Source organism: Aeromonas sp. MR19 (assembly GCF_963899305.1).
Taxonomy (GTDB): domain Bacteria; phylum Pseudomonadota; class Gammaproteobacteria; order Enterobacterales; family Aeromonadaceae; genus Aeromonas; species Aeromonas bestiarum.
The window spans coordinates 1-26,882 of record NZ_CAWQWZ010000011.1 but is presented as its reverse complement, the minus strand read 5'-3'; the positions used below and the strand labels follow the sequence as shown (position 1 = coordinate 26,882).

The window sequence follows — 26,882 nt, the reverse complement described above, 5'->3', positions numbered from 1 at the left end:
ACGATGACCGAACCCGATATCTCCCTCATGACTGAGCCGGAGCAGATTGCCTACATCCGTTCGAAGCTCAGCGATAAGTGGTGGCGGATGAACAACCTCTACAAGGTGGAGAATGAGCAGGGTGAGCTGGTGCAATTCAGGTTGCGCCCAGCGCAAGAGCTGCTGTTCAAGACCATGTGGTGGCTCAACATCGTGTTGAAGGCACGCCAGATAGGCTTCTCCACCGCCATCGATATCTATTTGCTGGATGAGGCGCTGTTCAACAAGAGCATCAAGTGCGGGATCATCGCCCAAGACCTGACGGCCGCCGGCGAGATCTACCGCACCAAGATTGAAGTCCCATTCGATAACTTGCCGACCTGGCTCAAGGCCTGCTTCCCGGTGGCCTCTCGCCGCGGTGGAGCCAACGGTGGTTACATTCTGTTTCGTCATGGCTCCAGCATCCAGGTGGCCACCTCATTTCGATCCGGTACCGTCCAGCGCCTGCATGTGTCAGAGCACGGGAAGATCTGCGCCAAGTACCCGGAGAAGGCCAAGGAGGTGCGAACCGGTACCCTCAACGCTATTCACCCGGGTTGTGTGGCTTTCATCGAATCAACAGCTGAAGGGGTGGGCGGCGATTTCCATAGCATGAGCATGAAGTCTCTGGAGCTGGCGCGAGCTTCTGGTGAGCTGAGCCAGCTCGACTGGAAGTTTCACTTCTTCGCCTGGTGGCAAGACCCCAAGTATCGTGCCGATGTTCCCGCATCAGGCGTGGTGATGAGCAAGGCTCAGGCCGAGTATTTTGCCGCCGTCGAGAAGGCGATGGATTGCACCATCAGTGACGAGCAGCGTCAGTGGTACGTACTCAAGGAGGCGAACCAAGGCGCAGAGATGAAGCAGGAGTTCCCCAGCACGCCGCTGGAGGCCTTCTTGACCTCAGGGCGTAGGGTATTTGACCCCATCGTTACGATGGAGGCAGAGGGCGACTGCATGGCCCCGCTCATCGTCTATGACATGGACCCGGTTACCGGCAGAAGGGAGAAAGCGCACAAACCCGACAAGTTGGATAAGCAGGGTCAGCGTTCAGTCGAAAATATGCTGCTGGTCTGGGAGCTGCCAGACCCTGACGAGGATTACGCCATTGGCGCGGACGTGGCAGAGGGCCTTGAGCATGGTGACCGGTCCAGCTTTGATGTGGTTGCCAAGAGCGATGGCCGGCAGGTAGCCCACTGGTACGGGCACCTTGACCCGGGTCTCTTCGCCCAGCTGTTGGCTCATGTCGGCAAGTGGTATGGGACCGAGGAGTATGGCCCGGCTTATATCGGCCCCGAGCGTAACAACCATGGCCATGCGGTGCTGCTTGTCCTGCGAGATCACTACCCGGTGCGCCGAATCTACGCCCAGGAATACATCGACCGGGATCGGGATGATGAGACCCCGCGCCTTGGCTGGCTCACTACCCGGCAATCCAAGCCCATCTTGGTTGATGGGCTGAAAGACCTGCTGCGCGCTGGCCAGTCCGGGATCCACTGGATAGGCACAATCTTTGAGGCAACCACCTACGTCTATGACAAACGCGGCAGCATGAATGCCCAGACCGGCTGTTACGACGATCAGCTCGTCAGCTACATGATTGCCCAAGAGATGCGGGCCAGAATGCCTGCTCGCATTGTCAAATCCGGATCTACTCGTAAACCCAAGCACTGGATGGCCAACTGATGAACCAGACCCAACGCAAGGCCCCTGAACAGGGAGGCCTCGATACTGCACGCCTGCTCAACCTGATGAGCGACATCAATGGCCAGCCGGATTGGCGCTCCCTGGCCAATCGCGCCTGTGCTTACTATGACAATGACCAGCTACCGGCCAGTGTGAAGAAAGCGCTGGAAGAGCGCGGACAGCCACTCACCATCCATAACCTGATTGCCCCCACTATTGATGGGGTACTGGGCATGGAGGCCAAGAGCCGTACCGATCTGATGGTCATTGCTGATGATCACGATGATGAGCTGGAGCAGATGGCCGAGGCCGTTAATGCTGAATATGCTGACATGTGCCGCTTGGGTGGGTTAGACCGAGCACGGGGTGAAGCCTATGCCGGACAGATAAAGACCGGGATCGGTTGGGTTGAAGTACGCCGCCAAGATGATCCATTCGGTCCGCGCTACAAGTTTAGTAACGTTCATCGGGATGAGGTGTATTGGGATTGGCACAGTCGTGAGCCCGAGCTTACCGACTGCAGGTGGCTGATGCGTCGTCGCTGGGTTGATTTGGATGAGGCCAAGACCATGTTCCCGAGCAAAGCCAAGGCGTTGACGTGGGGCGTTAACGATTGGGATGGGGTTGTCAGCCTGAACGCCATCGAAGGAATGGATCCGGATCTTGTCAGTGCCTTTGAGGAGTGGAGCTCTTTTGACAGCAAACAGGTTGAGTGGTGTAGCCGAGAACGGGATCGGGTGCTGTTGCAGGTGGTGTATTACCGCACCTTCACTACACGCCAAGTGCTGATGCTTGATTCAGGGAGGGCATTGGAGTTCGACAAGAGCAACCCGTTACACATGGCCGCCATCACCATGGGACGGGCTAAACTGGAACGCCGCCCGGTGGCCGTGATCCGGGAGTCCTGGTTCGTTGGTCCCCATCATCTGGTGGATCGCCCTTGCAGCGCGCCCCACAACATGTATCCGCTCGTACCGTTCTGGGGGTATCGCAAAGACAGCTCTGGCGAGCCTTATGGTCTGATTGTCCGTGCCATGCCGGCACAGGACGAAGTGAACCTGCGCCGCATCAAGCTTACCTTCTTGTTGCAGGCCAAGCGGGTGATCATGGACAAGGATGCCACCAATATGACCCGGGAGCAGGTGCTGGAACAGGTAGAGCGTCCAGACGGTTTAGTGGAACTCAACCCAGACCGGGCGAACAAGACCAGCGTGAGTGATGCCTTCAAGGTAGAGCAGGACTTCAACGTTGCTGCCCAACAGTTCCAGGTAATGCAGGATTCAGTGAAGCTGATCCAGGACACTATGGGGGTTTATGCCGCCTTCTTGGGGCAGGGCTCCACTGGTCAATCTGGTGTGGCCATCAGCAACCTGGTTGAGCAGGGCGCTACCACACTATCCGAGATCAACGACAACTACCGGATGGGTTGCCAGCAGGTAGGCCAGCTGGCGCTCTCTTACCTGCTCGAGGACATGGCCGGCAAGCGCAACTACAAGGTGACAGTGAATCGTGACGATCCGCGCCGCCGCAAGGCGGTGGTGGTTAACGTGGAGCAGGAGGATGGCAAGCTCACCAACGATGTGACCCGCCTGCGTGCTCATATTGCCTTGGCACCGATCCAGCAGACTGCAGCGTACAAACAGCAACTGGCTGAACGGATGACCCAGGCCATGGCCCAACTACCGCCGGAGGCTGCTGCAGCGTGCTTTGATTTACTGGTTGAGCTGATGGATGTGCCACGCAAGGCTGAGTTTGTGGAGCGAGTTCGCAACGCCCTGAACATCCAGAAAGATCCAGAGGAAATGGACGACGAAGAGCGCGCCGCCGCTGAGCAGCAGGCCCAGCAACAACAGATGGAGCAGGAGATGGCCATGCGCGAGATGCAGGCCAAGTTGGCCGAGTTGGAGGGCAAGGCTGCCAAGTGGCAGGCAGAGGCTCAACGCATTACCAAGCTGACCGACTCTATCCGGTTCGAGGATGCGCTCAAGCAGGCTCAGACCGGGAAGACGTTGCAGGAGATGGAACTGCTGGTGGCAGAGCAAGAGGGGATCCAAGTCGAACAAGCTGCCCTGCAGGCTCAGCTGTTAGCCACCATTGAGCAGCAGATCGACGCCATTGCGCTCTGATAGTTGCTTTCCTAACCGCCCAGCGTTAGGATTTCCCCAACATGGCCCAGTCTCTCGAGATTGGGCCTTTTTCATTAGTAAATTTGACAGTAGAGCGATAGACGCAGTATCTGTATGGTTAATATTGAGTCTGTAGTGGACTCCCGTGCACATGTCCTTTATGCCCGCTTATTGCGGGCTTTTTTATAGACCAGCCTCGAGCTGGTTTTTTTGTGCCCAGCCCCAGCCGGGGAGTGCTTTCCCCGAGAACCTTCCCCCGCTTGGGCAGCGATACCACCCACTGAAACCCCACGAGGACAACCATGGATACGAACATCGACAACCTGACCGGGACTGAAACCCTGGAGGAACTGGAGGCCATGCTGGCGGAGATCGAGCAAGAAAGCGATCTCGAGCAAGAGCATGGCACTGCTACTGAGAAAACGGACGTAGAACCCGCGCCGTCGGCGGTCGAAGTCGCAGCCAGTACCGAGCCAGCTAAGGCCGAACAGGACGGTGGAGTGGCTGAGGTGCCTGAGAAGGTGATCTTGGCCAAGAGCGGTCAACACATCATCCCGTATGACGTGCTGGAGCAGGCGCGCCTTGATAACAAGGCCCTGCGTGAGCAGTTGAACCTGTCTCAACAGGCTCAGGCACAACGGGACACGCTGCAGGCGCTACTGGAAAAGCACGGAATTAATCCCGATGCAGATCCAGACCAGCTCAACCAGGATGAAGTCGAGCAACTGGCGAAGGACTTCCCGGAGATCGGGAAGGCAATGGCCGCTATGGCTCGGAAAATCCAGCAGCTGGAACAGCCTGTAGTGGTGCAACCGGTTCAACCTGTCGCCGATCCGGTGCAGGCCGCTCTGCAGGCGGTACCTGACCTGATTGACTGGCGGGACAAGGACCAAGACCGCTTCGACTTCGCCATCATCGTTGATGAGAAGCTTCAGGTAGACCCTGCGTGGCAAGGGAAGTCACTGGATGAGCGATTTGCGGAGGCGGCTCGGCGTACCAAGCTGGCCTTTGGTGATGTGGTGGAGACTGTGCCACCGCCTGCCAAGGCACCCAGCAAGGAAGCAGAGACGTCCGCCGACTTCATTCCGTCCAGTCCCTCGGCCCTCGGCCAAACCCATCAAGCTCCCGAAACCGGTGTTGCCCGTTATGGCGCCATGTCTCAGGCCGATCTGACGGCCGAGATGGGCGCAATGACGGATGCCCAACTCGAGGCATTGCTGGAGCAAGCCGGGTTTTAACCCACCCGTTTAAAGGCCAACCCCGACCACTGTGTCGGGGTTTTTGTTTTTATGTAGGAGAGGATCATGACCCAAGTCACCTCGGCGCAAGCCAATAAGATTCTGCAGGTTGCGCTGTTTACCTCAGCCAACCGCTCACATTCCCTGGTCAATATGCTGACCGAAGAGGCACCCAAGGGAGCCAAGGTTAACGGTGGTAAGCAAACCAGCGCTGGTGCGCCAGTCGTGCGTATCACGGATTTGTCCAAGAGTGCGGGCAATGAAGTTGATATGCAGTTGTTTCACCAACTGTCTGGTCGTCCCACCATGGGTGACAAGAAGATTGCCGGTCGTCTTGAAAGCCTGGCGTTTGCCGACTTTGGGCTCACTATCAACCAGACCCGTCATGGTGTGGATGCTGGTGGCAAGATGAGCCAGAAGCGTACCAAGCACGATCTGATCAAGACCGCGCGCGTGCTGTTGGCGGATGGCTACTATGGTCGCCTGACCGATCAGCGTGGCATGGTGCAACTGGCAGGGGCCCGTGGTGATTATACTGCGACGGATATCATCCTGCCGTTACTGGATGATCCTGAGTTTGCTGAGATCATGATCAACCCCATCACGGCACCGACTTATGAACGGCATTTCTTTGGTGGCGATGCCACCTCCTTTGAAGGCATTGATGCGGCCGACCGTTTCAACCTGGGCTGCGTGGACAATATGGCGCTGTTCCTGGCTGAGATGGCTAACCCTATCCAACCCATCCGCATGGTTTCGGATCCGTCCGGTGGTGAGCCGCTCTATGTGCTCTACGTCACCCCGCGTCAGTGGCATGACTTTTACACCTCCAGCTCTGGTAAGGATTGGCAGGCAATGCTGCTCGCTGCCACGGTGCGCGGCAATGGCTGGAAGCATCCCATCTTCCGTGGCGAAGGCGCTATGTGGCGCAAGATCCTCGTTAAGCCCTACGAGGGAATGCCGATCCGCTTCAACCAGGGCAGCACAGTGAAGGTGTGCGCGGCCAACTCGGCAACCAGTGTGGAAGCAGACAAAGTAGCCGGTACTACCATCGACCGGGCCATCATGCTGGGTGGCCAGGCGCTGGCCAATGCGTTCGGCTCTGGTGAGCAGGGTGGTTCCTTCGGTATGCACGAAGAGAAAACCGACCACGGTAATGCCACCGAGATGTCTATTAGATGGATGAGTGGCTTGCAGAAGATCCGCTTCAAGCAGAAGAACGGCAATCTGCAGGATCATGGTTGTATGGCATTGGATACTGCAGTCAGCCCGGTAGGCCGCTAATCAAGGTGAGCCCTGTGCTTGAGGCTCCCTTCCATCCCCATTTGAAAGAAGGACCATATCATGGCCAAGATTAACCTCATTGCCACTGCTCGCCGCTGGTTTGTCGGCGCGTTCGGCAACCTCTCCATCTCCCCAACCTTTATCGCCAAGCTGGCAGCCGTGCCGGCTGGTGATGTGGTCGTGTTTGGCGACAAAGTGGAACCGAACCTCAAGGTGGTGGGAGTATCCCTGATCACCGGGGCGCTGGGAGCAAGCACCACGCTTACCGTGAAGGTAGGTACCACCACCATTGTGAATGCGGAGAACACGGTCGCAGCCGCGACCAGGTACATTCCGGTGGATGACGTTGTGACCGAGGAGGGGCAGGAGCTCACCCTCATTGTCGGCGGTGGTGTCGCAACGGGGGCCGCCAAACTCAAACTGCATTACGAGGTGGTTGGCAACCTCTAAGCCTGTCCATCACCGCGTGCCCGGCCAAGTGCCGGGCTTTTCTTTTTCAGGATTGGAGTGACAACCGTGAGCGACAAGATTGCTGTGGTTTACATCGGCAACAAGCCGAGCAAGAAAGATACCGTCACCGGTTCCCGCCTGGTGTTTCCACGCCATGTGCCGGTAGATGTGGAAAGTGATCTCGCGATGCAATTGCTGGAGTTCCCCAGTGTCTGGATCCGCGCCGAAGCCTTGGCTGGTGAGATAGAGCGCCAGGAGGCCATCGCCAAGCTGGCTGTTGAGCAGGCCGAGCACCAAGCCAAAGAGGCCGCCTACCTTGCCGAAGAGCAGAGCATGGTGGCCGGTGATCGGGATCTGACCAAGCTGACTTCGGCACAGCTTGCGACCCTGGTCGAAGGGGACGATCTGAATATCGCCCCGCAAGGCCCGCAGGAGAAGGTTGGCGACTTTCGGGGGCGGGTACGTGACGCGCTGAAAGCCAAGTTGGCTGCTGAGCAAGGTGATGAGTAATGGTGCCGGTGCAAGATTGCCGGTTGGTTAGTACCTCTACCCTGATCCCGCTGGTACGCCAGCGGGTTCTCCACTTGCCGCACACGGAAGGTGCTGACGCATTAGTGCATAGCTACCTCATCGAGGCGGCCATCATTTTCTGTAAAGAAAGCGCATTGATTCATATGGAGCGCCATTTTGATGAGGTACTTGAGGGGCAAACAGTTAGCTTTGCCAGAGCCAGCAGTATCAATCGTCAGGCGAGACAGGATGTGCAAGAGCCGCAGGTGACCGGATCGGTGCTTCATCGCATCACCGCAGGCGGCATCATTCTGACGCCTGGCATGCACTATCACGCACAGTCTGCCGAGTCCATCCGCTTCCTAGCGAAGCTGAACAGTGTGTGCATCGTAGGGGCCATTGAGCCTCTGCCGGCCGCAACACTCATTCCTTTCGCGCTGGTTGAGGACTACGCACACGAACTGGCGTGTGGGGCGGCTTATCTCATGCAGCAGCTTCAAGCCAAGGCGTGGACAAATCATGAGCTGGCGCAGCTCAATCGCCGCAAGTTTTATGACGGGATCCGTGCTGCGTACCGATTCCGCATAGAGCAAACCGAAAGCGCAAGGGTTCACAACCCAGTCCGAAAACGAAACTTCTTCTGATTTGAGGTGAGCCATGCTGGTCAGTGAAATGTTGAATAGAGCATCTATTGAGTTAACGGATACGCAGCGGATCAGCTGGGGTCTGGATGATTTGCTCTCCTACTACAACAGCGCCATATCCGCTATCGCCAGCGCCAGACCGGACATCTTCATTAAGACGCAGCTCTTTGCTTGCGCCGCCGGCACTCGACAAACCGCCCCCGCGGGAACCATCAAATTGATAGATGTTGAGCGCAACACGCTGACCGGCAAGACGATCCGTTATGTGTCCCGCGCCGATCTGGAGAGCTTAATCCCGAGCTGGGCCAGCAGTACGGGTGGGGTAGAGACGGAGCTTTATGTCCACGAACCAACCAATATCACCGCTTTCTGGCTATACCCCGGAGTGCAGGCGGGGGTGAATGTTGATCTCGTGCTGAGCATTCTCCCTGCCACTGTAACCAAGGCGACGGTCGAGTCTGGCGTCAATGTCCAGGTCGATGACCGATATATCACCCCCTGTCTGGATTGGATCATGTACCGCGCGTTCATGCGTGACTCGGAGGTGACGGCCAATGCGTCAAGAGGACAGCTCCACCTTCAATCCTTCAAACAGGCGTTGTCCGTTAGCACTGAAACTGATGCCACCATGCTGGCGATGAGGGACGGTCAGGCCAGTACCAACGGGCGGCGTCAATGATCCAGATCCACGGTGTGATCACCGACCCGGCTGGCAAGCCTGTACCGGGTGCCATCATTGAGCTGCGAGCCTTAAGCACTACCGACGAAGTGTTAATGGGGTCGGTACTGACGTTCAAATGCGACCTGGCTGGTGGTTACCAATTTCAACTGGCTGCCGGTGCCTACGATACATATGCCCAGAACGATCTGTGTGGCGACATGGATTACATGGGGACCGGGCTAGTGACGGCGCAGAGCGTTGATGGCACGTTGAACAGTATCCTGGTCGATAGTGGCATCAGTTTGACGCCTCCGCTGCTGGATAAGGCGTTGGATGCCATGCACAGAGCGGAGTCTGCTGCTGATGCAACCGAGCGTGATCAACAGAAAACCGGTAGCGATGTGATCGCGGCCGAACTGGCAAACCAGTTGGCATCTGGGCAGGCTGCAGCCGCATCTGTATCCGCCGTGGCGGCTGGTAGTAAAGCGAGTGATGCGGCGACCAGTGCGACTGCGGCCGCAGGCTCTGACTCCCGTGCTCAGAAATGGGCAGAAAATCCAGTGGATGTGGCGGTGGTGACGGGGAAGCACTCCGCACTGCACCACGCAACCAAGGCGAACAGCTCTGCCGCTGCGGCAGTAGCGAGTGTCTCGACCTCTGCGGCCAGTGCCGCAACAGCCGTTGCCCAGGCTACGAATGCTAGCACGAGCGCGGCGACAGCTACCATCAAGGCGAGTGAGGCCACGACCAGCGCAAGCACGGCCACTTCTCAAGCGAATGCTGCCAGTCTCGCCAAGGCCGCTGCTGCTACGTCTGCAACCCATGCGCAGACCCATGCCAGCAATGCAGATCTGGCTGCTCAAGCGTCTGAGCGTGCCAAGGTGATCACGATTGAGCATGCTGGAAGGGTTACCACATTGGCCCTGCAGGTATCAGCAGATGGCGCTTTGGTTCAAGCGCAGACGGGGCAGGTTGCCGCCTATGCCGCGACTGTGGCGGGACAGAGTAAGGAGGTCAGCACAAATACCTCATCTGTGGCATTGGCGAAGACCGCTGTCCAGGGGATGCGGGATGTAGTGGTAGCGAAAACGGCTCTGGCGCTTGCTGCCGCAGACACCGCCAGTGATAAAGCAAGTCAGGCGGCGCAGGATCAAGCATTGGCGAATAGCAGTGCTCAACGAGCTAGCCAGGCAGAACTCATGGCCGAATCTTGGGCCAAAAACCCGGAAGGGAGCGACATCAACGGGTGCCCCGGGGAGTTTTCTGCTCTGCACTGGGCATTGCAGGCCCAGAAGTGGGCACAGGCCATCACATCACAGCTGGTGTGGGTCGGCCCGTGGAATGCTGCCGCTGGGGCACCAGTCATGCCTGCTGCGAATCAAGGCGTTCCGTTCTATCGGATATCTCATCCAGGGGTAATCTCGAACGTCACCTATGTTGCTGGTGATTACCTGCACTGGGATCCCGCTACTCGAACGTGGTTCAAAATTGATGGCTCGGATGCGGTGATCTCGGTCAATAGCATGACAGGGGCCGTTGTGCTCAGTGCGGCGGATGTCGGTGCTCGGCCGGCCAGCTGGGTGCCCGGGTGGACCGATATCACCAGTAAGCCGGTGACCATGCCGCCATCCGAGCACGGCCACCCATGGTCCCAGCTCTCCAACATCCCTGTTTACGCCACGCGGTGGCCGACGTTGCCAGAGGTTGGTGCGGCTGCAGCTAGTCACACTCACCCTTGGACGCAGCTGACAGGGATCCCCACCTATGCAGCGCGCTGGCCCAGCTATGCCGAGGTGACTGGCAAACCAGATTTTGCTGCTGCCAACCATAGCCACTCCTACATGGGGGATGGAGGAACTTATGGCACGCTTTACCTGAGCAGTTGGTTCCGTTCTACCGGAAACACTGGCTGGTATAGCCAGACCCATGGGGGCGGGATCTACATGGAGGACGCTACGTGGGTACGCACGTATAACGGCAAGAAATTCTATGTCGCCAATACCGAGGGTGATGCATTGAACACTGCGGGTGGTGTTTATGCTGCAGGCAATGGAAATTTCAACGATGTGTATATCCGCTCTGACCGTCGCCTCAAATCCAACATAGAGCCAATTCAGAATGCCTTGGCCAAGGTTAAGTGCCTCTCTGGCAATCTGTATGAAAAGGCCGGTCAGCGTGAAGCAGGTCTGATTGCACAGGAATTGGCTGAGGTACAACCAGAGTCAGTCTTCTTGAACGCCGATGCCACCTTGTCGATTGCGCATGCCGGGGTGTTGGCGCTGCTAGTTGAAGCGGTCAAAGCCCTTAATGAGAAGGTGGAGGCGTTGCAATGACCATCCCAGCCAAACCTCTCTGGCTTTCTGCTGCTTATAGCGAGTTTGGCGGCAATCGTTGGATGAGTGACACCGCCAATCGCGGTGGTCTACCGGCTCCTTGCTGGTTGGGTGAGCTGGCGGGGCGAAGCGCTTCAACGCATCGGCTCACTATTGGGTCATACAGTAATGGTGATGTGCTGCTTTGTGGTTTTTATGGTTCACAAGGCAGCATGGGGCCAACTAACCCGATAGGAAGCGTAGACCCTTCCTCATTTGATGGAAAAGCACTTGTCAGAATTTCAACCTCCAACAGGCTACCAGATAACATCTTTGTTGAGTGTCAGGGGAAGTTTGTCGCTGGACGTCGAGTACGTATTGTTGTGCTTGGGTTAGGCAGCGTAGAGGTAGGTGCCCTCAATTATGGCAACAATTATTGTTCGCTCCAGTTGGCCAAAATTGCTGGGGTTCATGGTTGGTTTGCTGCCCGAGTTGGCCAAACAGTGCCAATAGATCTTGTTGTGATCGCATAAGAGCTTCCTATGACATTACTCGATATCGTAACCATGCGCGGGATGGTACCGCGGGTGGCGGACCATCTATTGCCTGATGAGGTTGCTACCCTGGCGCAGGACTGCCATTTTGATCGCGGTGTCGTAGCCCCATTGATGGGGGACAAGCTTGTTGGCATGGCACTGCCTCTGGTACCCAAGACCTTGTTTCACTATTACGGGGATCACTGGTTTGCCTGGAACAAGTTGGTTGAAGTGATGCGTTCGCCGATCGCACAGGATCAGTACAATCGGATCTATTACACCGACGGCGAATACCCCAAGCTGACCTACGATGCGATTGCCACAGCGGGTACTCAAAAGCCCACGGCCTGGTTCCGTCTCGGTGTTCCTGCACCGGAGACACCGCCGAATATGCAGTCCATCACCCCGCCGGCGGGTGGGAAAGACGATGACCCTACCGATGATGAAACGCGGTTCTATGTTGAAACCTATGTAAGCGGTTTGGGGGAGGAGGGGGCACCAGGGGCTGCCAGTGTGAAAGTCACTATTACCATCCCGAACTCCACCGTGCTGGTGGGGTTGTCTCCAGCCCCAACCAGCAACAGCAATATCACCCGTCGTCGCCTCTACCGGTCTGTTTCTGGTGGCGGGATGGCGGATTACCTGCTGGTTGCCGATCTTCCCATTGCGACCGTGACCCACAGCGACAGCAAGAAGGATGGTGAGTTGGGGCCAGTGCTTGAGACCTATGGCTACACCATGCCGCCAGACGCCATGCGGGGTATTTGTCAGATGGCCAACGGTATCTGCGCTGGATTCACCGGCAATGCTGTGCTGTTTTCTGAGCCCTTCCTGCCCTATGCCTGGCCCGATAAGTACAAATTGACCACAGAGCACGACATCGTGGCGATCGCCGCTATTGATACCGCTCTGGTGGTCGGGACCAAAGGCTATCCCTACCTGTTTCAGGGCGCGTCCCCCTCAGCCATTACTGGGCAAAAGCTCTCATCGGTCCAACAGGCCTGTGTCAGTGCGAGATCTATGGTGGCGCTGGATGGCATGGTTCTCTACGCGTCGCCAGATGGTCTGATTGGGGTAGGTTCCGATGGTGGTGTCTTGGTTACCGAGGGCATCATCACCCGTGAGCAGTGGCAGGTGATGAAGCCTGAAACGCTGCGAGCCTGGTACAGCGAAGGCAAGTATGTCGCCCTGACAGACAGCCATGCGTTTGTGTTTGACCCGAAATCGGGAGACTTACGTTGGCTATCGGGTCGCTGGGATACCGCGGTGCCTGACATGCAACTCGATGCTCTGATGTTGGCCAAGGGCCTTGAGCTTTATCAGTGGCGGGGTGGGACGACTGCCTTGCCGATGATCTGGCGCTCTAAAGTGTTTGCACTGCCACCCGGCACCAGGCTTGGTTGTGCCAGGGTGATAAGTGATGTGATTAGTCAATGTCGCTTCGCGCTGATCATAGATGGGGTGCGGGTGTTTTCCCTCACCGAAGGCCAGGTACCTGCTGGCGTATTCCGCTTGCCTCCTTTGCGTGGCCGGCGGTGGCAGATTGAGGTAGCCGGGATCTCGGTGATAGAACGCATTACCTTGGGCAGCAGTATTGCAGAGGTCGCGGCGCAATGACTAAGAGCTCCTTTCGTGCCAGCGGTACTCAGCAAGGACTGACCGAGAACATGCAGATCCTGACCGGCCAGAAAGGGGATCGGCTGGACAAGGCGCTCACTTTGCGGGAAGCCGCGAGTCTCGGGATGGTGAGCTTACGCCGTAACAGTAGCGGGGCGGTCGTGCCGGAGTTGCCACCGGATAAGTCAACAGACCCTGAGTGGTCAGGCGTGCACCCCCCCGTTGCCCCGACGAATGTCACCGCTGATGGCGCCTTTCAGACCATTACCCTGACCTGGGATATCCCTGGTTACAAAGGACACGCTTATGCCGAAGTGCTGCGTGCAGAGGTCGATAACCCGGCCATCTCTGTAGCGATCGGCACCACCCTGGCAAATGTCTACTCAGACTCAGTGGGTAAGGGATTCACCGCCTATTACTGGGTGCGTTTCATCAACAAGAATGGGCTGGCAGGCCCACTTCATAGCACGGCAGGGTTGAAGGCCAAGACCAGTCCTAACGTCGATGAAATCATCGCATCAGCCACACACTTTGCTATCTATAACCCAGCAAGGCCTGACCAAAAAGAGATCATCTTTGGTGTCACGGATGATGGCCGGGTAGCCATCAAAGAAGCGGTTATCAAGGCTGCCACCATCCAGATCCTGCACTCAGAGAAGATCACTGCCGATTATATCAAGGCAGGGGTCAGTATCAGTGCGCCCTTGATCACCGGTGGTCAGTTCGATATGGGCAATGCCTTCATGGCAGGCGGCTCTGCAGGGTTTGGCAAGGGGGGGCCCTATGCGGCGTGGGGCTGGGGTTGGTACACCATGATCTACTCCGATGGCAGTCTGTTCACCAACCGTCTAAGGGCAGAGGGTGGGTATGTCAAAAATATGAGCCTGGGTAACTGCACGATTGAGCAGGACTGTGTGGTGAAGGGGACAATCTATGCAGAGAAGATTGTGGGCGACATTGTCAGAACATATGCCCTGAATCCTGCATCGGCAGTTCAGCTACCAGCAATGCCATTTGCCAGAAAATGTACCTTCATGGTTACGGTGTCGAGCGGCACATCGACGGTGACGGCAACGGTCTACGTGAATGGGGTTGCCATAGGGTCATTAACCGCCCGAGATTATGGACTTGGCCAGGGTTCGACCATGAATCAGAATTTCGAATACCTGCTGGCTGCCAACCGGACCCACACGATCAGCTATGACAGAGACAATAAGGACTATCCCTACGCCTCGAGTTCCTGTTTATCAATAGTGTGTTTGGCATGACGAGCATGGTGCTAAGTTCCATTAACCGGATTGTTACCGATACCGGCAACCCCGGTCTACCTGCCGAACTACAAGACGCCATCCGTAACCGGGTGGCGTTTTTGTTTGTGCGAGGTGCTGACGGCTTTGTGCTGAAGCCGATAGTCGAGCAGGGGATCACCGGTGTGCTGGTATGGGTCGGCTGGGGTGATAGCGGCGCACCGGAACACCATCTGCCGGAGGTGAAGCGTTTAGCCAGGATGATAGGGGCCCGCTGGTTGCGCTTTCACTCGGTACGCAAGGGGTGGCTCAAGGCGGCACCCAAGATGGGGTGGGAGCGTCGGCTCGACGATGCTGACGGCCTGTATGTATTTCAAATCAACCTGTGAGGTGGGGCTATGGGTAAGGGCGGCTCGAACGAAATCAAAGAGACTGAGGCACAAAAGGCCGCAGCCGGCGTGGCATCGGAGCAGTGGGACCTCTACAAGAGTGACTTGCAGCAGTACGAAGACATCTTCATGGACAAGGTGGATAACCTCAACAGCGAGCAGGAATACGACAAGTTGGCCGGTACTGCCGCGTTGGGTACCGCGCAAGCTTTCGGCGAGGTGCGCTCAGGGTTGGCTGACAACTTGGCTACTGGCGGGGTGGATCCGACGAGCGGCAAGTACCAGGGGGCTATGGGAGCACTGGAAACTGACCAGGCTCTGAGCCAGACCGATACTGCCAACCGCGCCCAGTCCAGCCAGCAGGATCGCTATGTGGCGGGGCTTAAGGATGTGGTGAGCATTGGTGCCGGCCAAAAAGCAGAGTCGCTGGCCGGCATGGGGGATGTGGCCAGCACGAGCCTGCGCAAGGCGGTGAGCGATGCCCAAACCTCATTCCAGGATAAGCAGGCAACGGCAGGTCTGGTGGGTACGTTAGCTGGGGGGGCAACCGCTTATGGACTTGGGCAAGTGAAAGTCCCCGTGGCCGCAGGTAGCAAGAAGATCAGCCCGACAGCATCTGTGCTGCAAAACAAAGGCTATTAAGGAGTAAGCAATGGGATATGCCGCTGACACTTACGCAAAAATTACCCGGGAGCAGTATCAGGACTGGAAGACCCGCTTTTACCCCAAACAGAAAGAGTTGATGGCGTTAGCCACCAACGGACAACTGCTCCAAGACCAGTTGGGGAGGGTTGACGGGAACAGTGTTAATGCCCTTCGCTCAGCTCAACAGGCAACGGGTAATCGCAATGCCCGTATGGGCGTCAGCGCAAATGAGAACGTCCATGACAATAGCCAGGGGCTGCGCTCGGCGCTGATGACTGCGGGGACTGAAAACGGGTTACGAGAGCAAGAGCAGTCCCGCCAGATGGGGATCTTGACGGGTGCTGATGCTGGTCTGCGTGACGCAATAAAGGCAGGGGGTAAGGCCTGATGGGATACGGGATTCTGGATATTGGTGCTCAGACGCGTCAGCAGGGGATGGCTGGACTGCGGGATGCGGCCAATCGCGAGGGGGAGATGGAAGCCGCCAATAAAAGTCTCAAGTCTGCTCGTAAAGCCCAGACCATGAGCGCAGTCGGAACGGGTGCCGCAGTCGGCACCATGGTCATGCCTGGCATCGGTACCGCGATTGGTGCGGGCGTGGGTTTTCTGGCAGACAGTCTGTTTTAAGGGGATAGGTGATGGCTATATCAGGATTAGCAGAAGGCTTTCTGGCTGGCTTCAGTACGATGGACCGGTATCAGCGTGGTCAGAAAGACGACGAGCGCATGGATAAATCAATGAGTCTGCGCGACGCACAGTGGCAGAACGAGCAGGGCCGGCAGGAGGTCGCAGATCAGCGGTATCAAGAGAGTGTCGATTATGCCAAGCAACGCGATAACCTTGGTGATTCTCGCTATGAGAAAGAATTTGCTCAAAATGAGCGGCAAGTAAAATCGGCTGAAGCACGGGCAAATGCTTATGAGCGTCGTGCAGCCTCCAGCGAAGCCCGTCAGCAGCAGGAGTATCAATGGCAGGGTGAACAGCGTGAGAAGCAGCTCTTCCAGCAGGAAAACATGCCAATCATCCAGTCTGGCTGGGAGGCGGTTGCAGAGGGGAAAGATCCCGGTGAGCAGTTCTGGGGGGTTGTGCGAGATAAGCGGGCGGGATCCTACAACCCTGAGCGCTATCTGCAGCAAGGTTATGCCGAGGCAGGCAAGACTTTCGTCACCTATGCAGGCAACCTGATGCGCCAGGCGGAGGGTGGCAAGTTGGATCCATCAACCCCTGAGGGGCATGCGCTCATCAATGATCCGAAGTTCATAAAGGCGGCTGGGACTATCTATCAGGATGAGGTCAATAAAGGGGTGGGGGACATAGACCCGGATAGCGGCAAGACCATCACCGCCAAGCAGCTCAACAATATCATGGTGAGCCCAGATGGACGTGGAGTAGTACTGGGGGTGGAGGTTACCTATGACGATGGCAGCAAGGATGTGCGACCGGTCACCAATAATCGCACCTCTTCCCCGGATGATCCCCCCAAGGTGATCCCCATCAATGACTTCTTAAAGCCTGCCTACCAGCGAGCAGCCCTTGCCAAGCATATGGTGGGTAATGCTGATCAGCTGCGTACTTCGCTTGGATTGACTGCTGGCCCAGACCGGGCTGGTTACAAGAAGGCAGTGACTGACCTTGAGAAGCAGCATGGCCAGAACCGGGCGCGGATCTCTTCCAGTAATGCAGAGGACAAAGACATTCAGTTGGAGGCACTAGATGCCCAACTTGATTCAAGTAAGGCCGCTGCAGCTGGTACTTATGGCATGACCAGCAAGCGTGATGAGTCAGCTACCAGCGCCCCCATCAAAGAGTGGACTGGCGGGGATCCCGAGCGACTGCAGTTCATCAAAGAGGCAAACCAACACGGCAAACTCAACAGTTTGCTCGAGAACCCCACAAGAATGAGCACAGCTTTTGAGATGTGGCGCCAGCAGGCCATATCACAGAAGAAGGCAGAACAAGCAACGGTGACCGCCACCCGGCTGCGTGATATGAAGACGGACGCCTATAAGGCGATGAGTTTGGCACAAGCCCGCCAGTAGTTGCCTTCCCCCCCTCCCAGCGTTAGCATCTCCCCATAGTCGGCCAGTCTGTTTATTGGCCCGCACCTCCAAATTCAAGCCCTGAATGGTTCGCTGTTCGGGGCTTTTCTTTTGCCCGAAAGCCGAGGACACCATGGATAAGCCTAGATTGCGTGACGCCCTGCCACAGCCGCAACAATCCGATACCCGCAATGACCCATTCTGGAGCAATCTGGATAGCAGTCTGTCTGCAGCTTCTGTCACCCCGATCCTCTCCACTGCAGCTACTGTTCGTAATCTTGATGTGGGGCTTGGTGATCTTGCCCGTGGCGTCGGTGCGGGCGCGTTGGATCTGGTCGGTGGGATCGGCGAGTTGGCCGGCCAAGCTAGCGAGTTTGGCAAAGCGAATGCTGGCAAGTCAGGCGGTGATTATCTGGAACAGTCGCGCGCCAACATGGCCAGCAAACTTAGCCCTGCACTGGACTTTGTCGCCGGGGCCGGTGATCTGGCCAAATCTGGAGCTGAGTCGCTGACCGAAGGCATGAGCCCTGATGCCAAAGAAGCTATGAACCGTCGCCTTGTTGATGAAACGCCGGAGGGTCGCCTAACTATGGGGGATGGGGCGGGTGACATCGATGTTTGGGCCATGAAGATGGCGCAAGGGGTTGGCTCTCTGGTACCCACACTGCTTGCCGGCGGGGTGACTGGGGTTGCAGCCAAGGCAACCCTGGGCCGCGCAGTGACAGCATCCATGATCAAGCGTGGTGCAACACAGGCGGTTGCAGAGGCGGTGGCCGTCAAAGCAGTCTCCAGGCTTGCCACTGGCGCCGCCATCACAACTGGGGCGACCGGTTCAGTTGGTAGTGCTGGTATGAATACAAAAGAATCAGTACTCGGCATGAGCTATGACGAACTTGCCATGAGTGACACTTTCCGCCAGGCCTTCACCCGAATCGACCAGGATCAGCAGACCCAGCACCTCACGGACGATGAGAAGTTGGCACGGGCGCGGGAAGAGACTGCCAATCTGGCCAGTCGCGCGACCATGAGTGATGCCAAGACCTGGGGTGCTGCCGCTATGGGGTCCATGATGGGCGATGCCATGCTGTTCAAGATGCTAGCAGGCAAGGCTGCAGCGGGTGGCATGCTGAAAGGGGCGGCCAAGGGGGCTGCTGGGGAAGGGGTTGGTGAAACCCTTGAGGAGGGTGTCCAGCAGTATGTTGTGAACGAATCTCTCAACGAGGTAGCTGGTGCCGATATCGACCCCATGAAGGGGGTGGTATCTAGCGCATTGGAAGGTGGCCTGATCGGCATGGGTACTGGTGGCGCTGTGGGGGCAGTCGGTGGCCTACGCGGTGGCCCGCATTCCGTAGAGGCAGAAACGGCACAAGCGACAGCCGATCCACTTACCGAACCCGCTCAGCCGGTTACCGATGAAACGGATACTCAGTTCTCCGAGCAAGCTCCAGATCTCGAGACAGAGATGGGCGGGGCCCCTGATTTGGCCGCTGCGGTTGATGAGCTGGCTGAACCTCTGCAAGAGGTTGGTGGGCAAAACCCACTAGGTCCTAGCCAAAGCCAGTTTGATGAAATGAGGGATGTGCCTGCATACCTGCGCCAAGACGATACTACTGAGCGATACCAAGGTATGGCTGAAGATACGGAGGTACAGCGCGCCCTGTCTGGTGAATCAGGCAAGTCGGTAGAAGAGTTGGTCGCAGCCCAGATCAAGGATGGAGAGCAGGGGCAAAGCCTCTACGAGCGAGCTCAGTCAGGCGATCTTGGTGTAGATCCCTTTGCGGGTAACAAAAGTGCCCTCGAGGTTGCCGCAGACGGATATAAACCGAAAGCGCTGAGGGCACCAACTGAGCAAGAGCGCGAGATTGATGGGTATCGGCAGGCGGCCGAGCAGAAGCAAAAAGAGACGATCGCTCAACGTGAGGCGTTACAGGGTGCCACGTTTGAGCCGGGTATTGAGTCGCAGTATGCTGCAGAGGTTGCTACACAGGTTCGTGATCAAGTGATCGCGCGAGCTGGAACTGAAACAGATTCTGTCTTTGGCCCGCTCGAAACCTTACGCATTACTCGCAAAGGCAAGCCATTTGCCAGCGAGAAAGAAGCCCAGCTTGCTAGTCGTAAGGGTAAGGAGACCCCGGTACCGCTTAATGGTGGCGGTTTTGGGGTCGCCGAGATTGCTGAGGTGGAGCAAGCAAGTGCCACGAAACTCGACGATACCGTTACCAGTCAACCACAAGCAGAGGTGAGCAATGAGCCCGTTACCCCAGTACCTGCAATCAGCAGTGAGCGACAAGGTGATCAGCCAGGAGCAGGCCAACCAGTTGCAGCAGGTACTGAACCAACCACTGCCGAACTTGCCGGACGAACTGGAACTGGAAATCCGGCAGACCTCTCTCCTGCTCTACCTACACCTGATGGACCATCACGAGATGACCCAACACTGACAACCGCCCCGGCCACTGATGCCGGGGTTGTTGTTTCTGGGGCGACCACATCGACACCTGCGCCGTGGACTGAGGCCATCAACAACTCTGACGGCACCATCACCCTGAAAGGTGATCTACCCATGATCAAGAGCTGGGCTAAGGACCGTGGCGTGAAGGTGCTCCCTGGCAAAGGTGGGTTGGTTGTCGCTAAGTCATCGACTGCCAAGGTGCGAGAGATTTCCAGCCCTGCTGCCAGTAAGCCAGTGCAGCAGATTGAAGCTGCCCGGGTTGAGGTGGCGTCGGAGCCGACGGAGGCACAGAAGGAGGCGGGTAACTACAAGAAGGGACATATCACGCTGCAGGGGCTGGATATCGCACTCGAGAACCCCAAGGGCTCCACCCGCTCTGGTACCGATCAGGACGGCAAGACGTGGCAATCGACCATGGCTCACGACTACGGCTACATCAAGCGCACCCTGGGTGCTGACGGCGATCACGTCGATGTGTTCATCGGTGACCAGCCGGATAGCGAAACGGTCTATGTGGTGGATCAGGTGGACCCCAAGACCGGCAAGTTTGACGAGCACAAGGTGATGATGGGCTTTGCAGATGAAGCTGCCGCCCGCGTTGGCTACCTGGCCAATTATGAGAAGGGATGGAAGGGGCTGGGCGCCATCAAGGCCATGCCAGTCGAGGCGTTTAAGCGTTGGCTCAGTGACGGTGATACCACCAAGCCGGCGGTGGCTGGCAAGGCCGATCCACAGAGTAAGATCGCAGATTTTGGCGAGAAGATCGGTGGGGCGCGCAAGGATACTTGGACGGTGTACCGCGACACAGTCGAAGGAGAGACGGCCGAGCAGATCAGGGCTCTGCCTCTCTCCAAGGCATGGCCGGCACCAGACTACGACAAGCTGATTGAGTCAGGGGTAGATCGCCATGCAGTTGCCATTGCCAGGGCTGCTCGTGACGCTATCCCTGCCAAGCCAAGGGTCAGTTATAAGGTCGGTAATTGGGCGCAGGTGGTGAAGTCGCTGCGCGACCTATCTCTAGGCCTAATGGATGGCACCATTGATGCCGACACGGTGAAACGAGTGGTGTCGAGCACCAGCCTGCGAAGTGCCCATGGCATTCATAGCAGAGCAGAGCTTTACCTGGCTGTCGGTCACCAACGAAGCCTGGCAGATCTCGAGCTCAACCTGGGCAGTTACAGCCTCTACGAGGGAGTGAAATACGCTCCTCCCAAGGGGATCTGGACCCTGAGCCGAGAGAGCAAGTCGAGTGTCTTCGGCAACTGGCCGCGAACCATTGCATCAGGGTCGAGCAAGGCAGAAGTGATTGCTGCGTTCAAGCATCGCTATGACCAATTGACGCAAGCGGGCAGTAAACCCAAAGCCATCTCGTTCGCCATCTACAGCCGCCGTAATGGCCAAGGCTGGATCGTCGGGAAGAAGGTGGGCCGCAACCACCTGGACCTGACAGCGGCATTCGATAACGTCAGTGATGCCAGAAAGTACCGGGATGAGCACTATGACGAGCTGGTCCGCAAGCTGGAAAAGGCCAAAGAGATCCCCCATGAACGCCGTGACATCAACCTGCCTCGTGTGGGTGAGGACATGCGCGGCGGGGCCGACGTTACCCCTGATCTGTTTGGTGAGGCATTTGGCTTTCGCGGAGTGGAGTTTGGTAACTGGGTGGAGCAGGGCCGTCGTCAGCGGGACTTGAACAATGCCTACGATGCGTTGATGGATATGGCGGCGGTGCTGGGGATCTCGCCCAGTGCTCTATCACTCAATGGTGAGTTGGGGCTGGCGTTCGGCGCCAGGGGATCTGGTGGGGTTAATCCTGCAGCTGCACATTACGAGCATGGCAAGGTGGTGATTAACCTCACCAAGATGAATGGGGCAGGTTCGTTAGGGCATGAGTGGTGGCATGCGCTTGATGGCTACTTTGCCAGAACCCGAGGCCAGCCAGGTGACATGATGACCGAGGCACTGGATGTGTCTTTGGCTGCTCGGGATAGCCGATTCACCCATCGTGGCGCGGTTCGTAAAGAGATGATCGAGGCCTTCGGTGCCGTCAACCGGGCAATCAAGCAGACAGCCCTAAAGGAGCGGTCGCGCAAACTGGATGACAAGCGCAGTAAGGCGTACTGGACCACCGCCCGTGAGCTGAGCGCCCGGGCATTCGAGTCGTATCTGATTGCCAAGTTGCAAGACCAGAATGCCAGTAACGATTACCTGGCCAATATCGTCAGCGAAGCGTCCTGGGATGCAGAAGCTTCGTTGGGTATGCAGCTTGATGGGAGTTATCCCTACCCGACAGCCGGGGAGGTTCCTGCCATCCGGACTGGCTTTGATCAGTTCTTTGACACCATTGAAGAACGGGAGGAGGGGGATCGCCGGATCCTGTTTTCCAAGCAAGCCATGGCCCAGGGCGACAAGCCAGCCAAACATCTGACCAGAAAAGAAGCTGAGCTGGTTACCAAGATATGGTTCAAGCAGTACCAGGGGGCGAATGGCATTGATGTGCAGATCCACGCCACACAGGCTGACCTGGAGCGTGCGTTGGGGCTTGATGCTAAAGAGGGCTTGATCCGGCGAGCCGCGTTCGATGACGGTTCCAGTACTCTACATGTGGCTGCCGACACGATTGCCAATCCTACCCGGATGCGTGAGATCTTACGCCATGAGGTGCTAGCGCACTATGGATTAGCCAATGTGCTTGGCGGTGGTGAATACACCAAGCTGATGAGCCGCCTGATCCAGTCCAAGAAAAACCCTAGCATGAAGGCTGTTTGGGACTGGGTTGATACTCACTATGCCGACGAGGATATCGGCGTGCAGGCCGAAGAAGTTGTTGCTCATTTGGCTGAGTTAGAACCAAGCGCTTGGCGCAGTGGCTGGGATCGGGTCGTTGCCTGGGTCACCAAAGCCCTGCGCTCAGTTGGTTTCGTGCCTGACGGTATAACTGCTGCTGAGACCCGGACCCTGATCGAGGGGCTGGGCAAGAAACTGAAGCGCAGGGAGCAGGATGGTGATGGCCCTGACGGTGGAAAAAAGTTCAGCCAAGAGGCTGATCAACACAACGATCCATTCACGCCAAGTCGAGGAGAGTCAGATAGATACCGCCAGCAACTTGAAAAAGCGATGTCATCGCCGAAAAGCGGGGAGATTGTTATAGAGATAGGGCGTACTCCGCCTGTCCTTCAACGTGTCGGCGCGCCAGACCTTCCTCTCCGCATTACTAGGGACATCGTTCGTAAGGCCACAAACGGGGTCAAACATGATGTGCCAATGTCGGTAATCGAGAGTATGTCTGAGCTGCTACATGACCCGATAGCTGTGTTCGACTCGAAAACAGAACTTGGAGCAAAGACCATATTGGTTGATGCCGTTGATGTATCAGGCAGGCCAGTCATTACCGCAATTCATCTCAATGCCAAGGCCGGTCGTGTTGAGATCAATCGTATAGCCAGCGTTTACGGGAAGGACAGTGGTAGCAGTGCAATGATGAGGTGGGTCGATGACGGGTTGTTGAGGTATGCCAGGGAAAAACAAAACCCGCTCGGTACGACCCAAGGGCTCCAATTGCCCAAGCGTGGTTCACCAGAACGGGTTCTAGATCCCAATATACTCACCCGAGATGATATTCGCAAGGCAGCAACCAATCCTGGTGGCATCAAGATGAGCCAGTCCAATACCGTCGCCGACAAGGCGATGGAAAAGCTCAATTTGGGCCCCAAACCTGACATCATCGATAACACCAAAGCCAACCTTGCCAAGCTGAGATCAATCGATCGCAGCGTGGTGCAGTCATGGGTTGACCGCTTCATCAAGAAAGCCAACACCGAAGTGCTCGATGCCTTGGCTCCCATCAAGTATGCAGAGCAAGCCGCAGGTATTACGGACGCTGCCGACTCTGGCTATATCGCTGCACGGATGGCCACCGGCGCTGCCTCCACCATGCAGGCGACCATGCTATATGGCCTGCCGGAGTGGAAAGATGGGGTGATCCAGCGCAAAACCGGAACCGGGGAGAAGGATGCGTTGCTGGGGATCTTCTCTGACCTGGGGGCCGACCTGCATAACTGGTTGGGCTGGATGGCCGGTCACCGGGCTGAAATCCTGCTGGGGCAGGGGCGTGAGAACCTGCTCGATGCCAATGACATTGCTGCGCTGAAAGGCGTTGGCAAGGGCAAAGAGGCCAAGTTTATCGAGGCAAAGTCCCGTTGGAACCGGCTCAATGCCGCCACACTGGATCTGGCGCAAGAGGCTGGGCTCTTTACCGCTGAGGCGCGGGCTGAGTTTGAGAGCGAGTGGTATATCCCCTTCTTCCGTGAATCTGAGGATGGTGACGTGATCGCCCCCTTTAAGCCAAAGGGGATCGCCAACCAGAACGCCGGTATCAAGAAGCTCAAGGGGGGTGAGGCCAACACCAACGATCTGCTCGAGAACATCTTCACCTCTACCTCCAAGCTGATCGACGCCTCCATGAAGAACATGGCAGCTCAGAAGACCGTCTGGAACCTGGCTGATACAGGCATTATTGAGGTTATTCCCAAGCCCAACAAAATGGACTATCAGGCCCTCGCCAATGGTAAAGACCGGATCATGCTCAAACTTGAAGGGGAGGAATACATGATCAAGGTGGAGGATCCGGATCTCTATCGCGCCATGACCTTCTTCGACCGTAAGCCATTTGGCTCAATGATTAATGTCGCCGCTAAGGCCAAGCGCCTGCTGACAGCCGGTGTGACTGCCTCTCCCGAGTTTATGCTGCGCAACTTCTTGCGCGACTCACTTTCGAGCTGGGCGATCAGCAAAGACGGCTTCAAGCCAGTGATTGACTCTATCAAGGGGGTGAGGAAAACCCTGGCCATGGATGGCAGCACCATCGACGTGATGTTCAGCGGGGCCAGCTTCTTGGGTGGCTACGTCAACGGCAATGACCCGGGAGCGATGGCTGACACAGTGCGCAAGTCACTACGCCGCAAAGGGATGACGCCAGAGCAAATCGCCAGGTATGAGAAGTCCATCATCCGCAATGCAGCTCATGCCAAGGGCATCGTGGCTAACGTGTGGGAGAAGTACAACCGATACGGTGAAGCCTTTGAGAACGGCAACCGTGAGGCTGTCTATGACGCGGCGATCAAGGCAGGCAAGAGCCATGCTCAGGCGGCCTTTGAGTCGAAGGACTTGATGGACTTTTCCATGCTGGGGGCGGCCCACTCTATCCAGGGGGCCGCCATGGTGTTGCCGTTCTTCAATGCTAGGCTCCAAGGTTTGGGTAAGCTGACCCGGGAGCTTCGCGACAACCCGCGCGAAATTGCGAAACGCGCCGGCATGATCACCGCGATGTCATTGGGGTTGTTGGCTGCGAACTGGGACGATGAGCGGTATGAGGCGTTACCTGACTGGGATAAGGATACAAACTGGCACTTCTTTGTGGGCGATCAGCACTGGCGGATCCCCAAGCCGTTCGAGATCGGGGTGATATTTGGCACAATCCCGGAGCGAATGATGCGTGCCCTGGGTGACAAAGACACCGGCGCCCAGTTCGGCAAGGCGGTTGCCCGGGCGATCGGCGATACCTTCGCCCTCAACCCGACCCCGCAGATCGTCAAGCCGATGGTGGAGGCTGCATTCAACTATGACAGCTTTCGCGGTGGGCCCATTGATGGCCCCCAGGATCTGGCTGTACGCGCTGAGGCCCGTTACAACGAGCAGACCAGCCTGTTGATGCGCGAACTTGGCGAGATGTCAGGCTTATCTCCTAAGCAGCTGGAACATATGTTAATCGGCTACACCGGCACGATGGGCAGCTACGTGATGGCTGCGGCTGATGGGTTGATCCGAGCAAGCCGTCCAGGGGAGGCAGCGAGCTGGCGAGCGGATGAGGTCCCACTGGTCAAAGCTGTATACCGCGGTACTGGCCCTGCGAAATCTACCCAACACATGGAAGAGTTTTACCGGATGCTGAATGAGGTGAATCAACTCAAGCGCACTGTGGATCAGTATCGCAGCGAAGGGCTGACCGATAAGGCCAGCGAGTTGTTAGAGGAGCAGGGCGGGATCTTAAAATCACGCCGTAACCTGAGCCGAACCCAGCAGCAAGTGAGGGTCGTCCGTAACAAGATAGAGTTAATCCAGCGCGACAAAATTCTGGGGGCAGAAGAGAAACGCCGGCGTATCGATGAGCTGTTGTCCCGCCGTAATGATCTGGTGTTTCAGGCGGTAAACCGTAATCGGCAGAACTGGGAGTAGCGTAATAGCGGCCCTGGCTTGGCTTCATTGGAGGGATAACATGAAGCCTTTGTCTGGGAGTGTTCGACAATGTGGCTACTGCTTGCAATTGGTTTTATGGTACTGGCTCTGAAAGCGTTTAGTTTCAGCTTTACGCTGGGTCTGATCCCCGCCGCGATCGGGTGTTGGTGTTTCAGCAAATCCGATCGGGAGAGCCTGGATAGCTTCATGGCCTTCGGCTTCTTCCTGATCCTAATTGGCTTTATTGTGCTTATTACCATTAGCCTCTGGTGATATTTAGCTCACGGTTTTAGCAAGGGGAGAGGGCTTACGAGGTAGGTTGGCCAGTTTTAATACACTAATGGAGTGAAAAGTGATAGCGTCACCCTTTGTGCTGTATATGCATACAGTGCTTTCACAATCGAGAGATTGAGAAAAACCAGCGGGGACCACGGGATGGAATTAATACTGGCGGAACTTGAAGAGTATCTTGGGGGTGTAGATTTGACACTGCAGGATTGGGATGCAATCGCGCGTATTTTGGAAAGACTTCGCGATGAAGCTACCGCATCATGACATGAAGGGATTCAAAGTTAGCCCGCCACTGTGCGGGCTTTTTTATGCGAGTTAATGGGATAACTAGGGAGATGCTGGGCTGTCTTTGGGGCAAATTTTGGGGCAAAACGAGAGGGAAACTGCGGGATAATGGGGGGGTAAAAGTGAAAATACACATTGTTAAAATTCTGCGACAACCCTTTGGTGGCAAGGTTTTAGGGGGGGGTAGCAGACACAATGATATTGTTGCTGCTTAACAAAGG

The 26,882-nt window shown here is 56.7% G+C and carries 19 protein-coding genes; all 19 read left to right on the top strand.

The window, feature by feature from the left end:
* The first annotated feature begins 3 nt into the window (after positions 1-3).
* The 19 genes from AACQ95_RS05880 (at position 4) to AACQ95_RS05790 (ending at position 26,358) form a co-directional block, all read left to right on the top strand.
* On the top strand, positions 4-1,701 hold the full coding sequence (locus AACQ95_RS05880; RefSeq protein ID WP_241278024.1) for a terminase: 1,698 nt from the start codon (positions 4-6) through the stop codon (positions 1,699-1,701).
* Positions 1,701-3,827 carry a portal protein gene (locus AACQ95_RS05875; protein WP_241278023.1) on the top strand — a complete coding sequence of 709 codons (2,127 nt, stop codon included), beginning with the start codon at positions 1,701-1,703 and terminating at the stop codon, positions 3,825-3,827. The genes AACQ95_RS05880 and AACQ95_RS05875 overlap by 1 nt, the downstream gene beginning before the upstream one ends.
* 302 nt (positions 3,828-4,129) lie before the next feature.
* Positions 4,130-5,065 carry a hypothetical protein gene (locus tag AACQ95_RS05870; RefSeq protein WP_241278022.1) on the top strand — a complete coding sequence of 312 codons (936 nt, stop codon included), beginning with the start codon at positions 4,130-4,132 and terminating at the stop codon, positions 5,063-5,065.
* 66 nt (positions 5,066-5,131) lie between these two features.
* Positions 5,132-6,349, top strand: coding sequence for a phage capsid family protein (locus tag AACQ95_RS05865; RefSeq protein ID WP_241278021.1), 1,218 nt, complete (start codon positions 5,132-5,134; stop codon positions 6,347-6,349).
* Between the two features lie 60 nt (positions 6,350-6,409).
* Complete coding sequence (locus AACQ95_RS05860) at positions 6,410-6,799, top strand: hypothetical protein (RefSeq protein WP_241278020.1); 390 nt, start codon at positions 6,410-6,412, stop codon at positions 6,797-6,799.
* Between the two features lie 66 nt (positions 6,800-6,865).
* Positions 6,866-7,309 carry a hypothetical protein gene (locus AACQ95_RS05855; RefSeq protein WP_241278019.1) on the top strand — a complete coding sequence of 148 codons (444 nt, stop codon included), beginning with the start codon at positions 6,866-6,868 and terminating at the stop codon, positions 7,307-7,309.
* Positions 7,309-7,953, top strand: a complete 645-nt coding sequence (locus AACQ95_RS05850) for a hypothetical protein (protein WP_241278018.1) — start codon at positions 7,309-7,311, stop codon at positions 7,951-7,953. The genes AACQ95_RS05855 and AACQ95_RS05850 overlap by 1 nt, the downstream gene beginning before the upstream one ends.
* A 13-nt stretch (positions 7,954-7,966) precedes the next feature.
* Entirely contained in the window at positions 7,967-8,632 is a 666-nt protein-coding gene (locus AACQ95_RS05845; RefSeq protein ID WP_241278017.1) for a phage adaptor protein, read from the top strand.
* Positions 8,629-10,947, top strand: a complete 2,319-nt coding sequence (locus AACQ95_RS05840; RefSeq protein WP_241278016.1) for a tail fiber domain-containing protein — start codon at positions 8,629-8,631, stop codon at positions 10,945-10,947. The genes AACQ95_RS05845 and AACQ95_RS05840 overlap by 4 nt, the downstream gene beginning before the upstream one ends.
* Positions 10,944-11,459 carry a hypothetical protein gene (locus tag AACQ95_RS05835; protein WP_241278015.1) on the top strand — a complete coding sequence of 172 codons (516 nt, stop codon included), beginning with the start codon at positions 10,944-10,946 and terminating at the stop codon, positions 11,457-11,459. Before AACQ95_RS05840 ends, AACQ95_RS05835 begins: the two co-directional genes overlap by 4 nt.
* Before the next feature lie 9 nt (positions 11,460-11,468).
* Entirely contained in the window at positions 11,469-13,079 is a 1,611-nt protein-coding gene (locus AACQ95_RS05830) for a hypothetical protein (RefSeq protein ID WP_241278014.1), read from the top strand.
* Complete coding sequence (locus tag AACQ95_RS05825) at positions 13,076-14,347, top strand: phage tail tip protein (RefSeq protein ID WP_339357884.1); 1,272 nt, start codon at positions 13,076-13,078, stop codon at positions 14,345-14,347. Before AACQ95_RS05830 ends, AACQ95_RS05825 begins: the two co-directional genes overlap by 4 nt.
* A gap of 8 nt (positions 14,348-14,355) precedes the next feature.
* Positions 14,356-14,715: a hypothetical protein gene (locus tag AACQ95_RS05820; RefSeq protein ID WP_241278012.1), complete on the top strand. Its 360-nt coding sequence runs from the start codon at positions 14,356-14,358 to the stop codon at positions 14,713-14,715.
* Positions 14,716-14,724: 9 nt separating this feature from the next.
* Positions 14,725-15,357, top strand: a complete 633-nt coding sequence (locus AACQ95_RS05815; protein WP_241278011.1) for a hypothetical protein — start codon at positions 14,725-14,727, stop codon at positions 15,355-15,357.
* 10 nt (positions 15,358-15,367) lie between these two features.
* Positions 15,368-15,748 (top strand): hypothetical protein, encoded by a 381-nt coding sequence (locus AACQ95_RS05810; RefSeq protein WP_241278010.1) that lies wholly within the window; start codon positions 15,368-15,370, stop codon positions 15,746-15,748.
* Positions 15,748-15,987, top strand: a complete 240-nt coding sequence (locus AACQ95_RS05805) for a bacteriocin (RefSeq protein WP_096119240.1) — start codon at positions 15,748-15,750, stop codon at positions 15,985-15,987. The genes AACQ95_RS05810 and AACQ95_RS05805 overlap by 1 nt, the downstream gene beginning before the upstream one ends.
* Positions 15,988-15,998: 11 nt before the next feature.
* Positions 15,999-17,399, top strand: a complete 1,401-nt coding sequence (locus AACQ95_RS05800) for a hypothetical protein (protein WP_241278009.1) — start codon at positions 15,999-16,001, stop codon at positions 17,397-17,399.
* Positions 17,400-17,547: 148 nt separating this feature from the next.
* Complete coding sequence (locus AACQ95_RS05795; protein WP_241278008.1) at positions 17,548-26,085, top strand: LPD38 domain-containing protein; 8,538 nt, start codon at positions 17,548-17,550, stop codon at positions 26,083-26,085.
* Positions 26,086-26,154: 69 nt separating this feature from the next.
* Complete coding sequence (locus AACQ95_RS05790; protein WP_241278007.1) at positions 26,155-26,358, top strand: hypothetical protein; 204 nt, start codon at positions 26,155-26,157, stop codon at positions 26,356-26,358.
* Positions 26,359-26,882 lie beyond the last annotated feature (524 nt).

Coding starts and splice junctions, on each gene's coding strand:
- AACQ95_RS05845 (WP_241278017.1), top strand. CDS start 7,967: ATGCTGGTCAGTGAAATGTTGAATAGAGCATCTATTGAGTTAACGGAT.
- AACQ95_RS05875 (WP_241278023.1), top strand. CDS start 1,701: ATGAACCAGACCCAACGCAAGGCCCCTGAACAGGGAGGCCTCGATACT.
- AACQ95_RS05840 (WP_241278016.1), top strand. CDS start 8,629: ATGATCCAGATCCACGGTGTGATCACCGACCCGGCTGGCAAGCCTGTA.
- AACQ95_RS05880 (WP_241278024.1), top strand. CDS start 4: ATGACCGAACCCGATATCTCCCTCATGACTGAGCCGGAGCAGATTGCC.
- AACQ95_RS05810 (WP_241278010.1), top strand. CDS start 15,368: ATGGGATATGCCGCTGACACTTACGCAAAAATTACCCGGGAGCAGTAT.
- AACQ95_RS05815 (WP_241278011.1), top strand. CDS start 14,725: ATGGGTAAGGGCGGCTCGAACGAAATCAAAGAGACTGAGGCACAAAAG.
- AACQ95_RS05790 (WP_241278007.1), top strand. CDS start 26,155: ATGTGGCTACTGCTTGCAATTGGTTTTATGGTACTGGCTCTGAAAGCG.
- AACQ95_RS05825 (WP_339357884.1), top strand. CDS start 13,076: ATGACTAAGAGCTCCTTTCGTGCCAGCGGTACTCAGCAAGGACTGACC.
- AACQ95_RS05850 (WP_241278018.1), top strand. CDS start 7,309: ATGGTGCCGGTGCAAGATTGCCGGTTGGTTAGTACCTCTACCCTGATC.
- AACQ95_RS05830 (WP_241278014.1), top strand. CDS start 11,469: ATGACATTACTCGATATCGTAACCATGCGCGGGATGGTACCGCGGGTG.
- AACQ95_RS05870 (WP_241278022.1), top strand. CDS start 4,130: ATGGATACGAACATCGACAACCTGACCGGGACTGAAACCCTGGAGGAA.
- AACQ95_RS05865 (WP_241278021.1), top strand. CDS start 5,132: ATGACCCAAGTCACCTCGGCGCAAGCCAATAAGATTCTGCAGGTTGCG.
- AACQ95_RS05805 (WP_096119240.1), top strand. CDS start 15,748: ATGGGATACGGGATTCTGGATATTGGTGCTCAGACGCGTCAGCAGGGG.
- AACQ95_RS05860 (WP_241278020.1), top strand. CDS start 6,410: ATGGCCAAGATTAACCTCATTGCCACTGCTCGCCGCTGGTTTGTCGGC.
- AACQ95_RS05800 (WP_241278009.1), top strand. CDS start 15,999: ATGGCTATATCAGGATTAGCAGAAGGCTTTCTGGCTGGCTTCAGTACG.
- AACQ95_RS05835 (WP_241278015.1), top strand. CDS start 10,944: ATGACCATCCCAGCCAAACCTCTCTGGCTTTCTGCTGCTTATAGCGAG.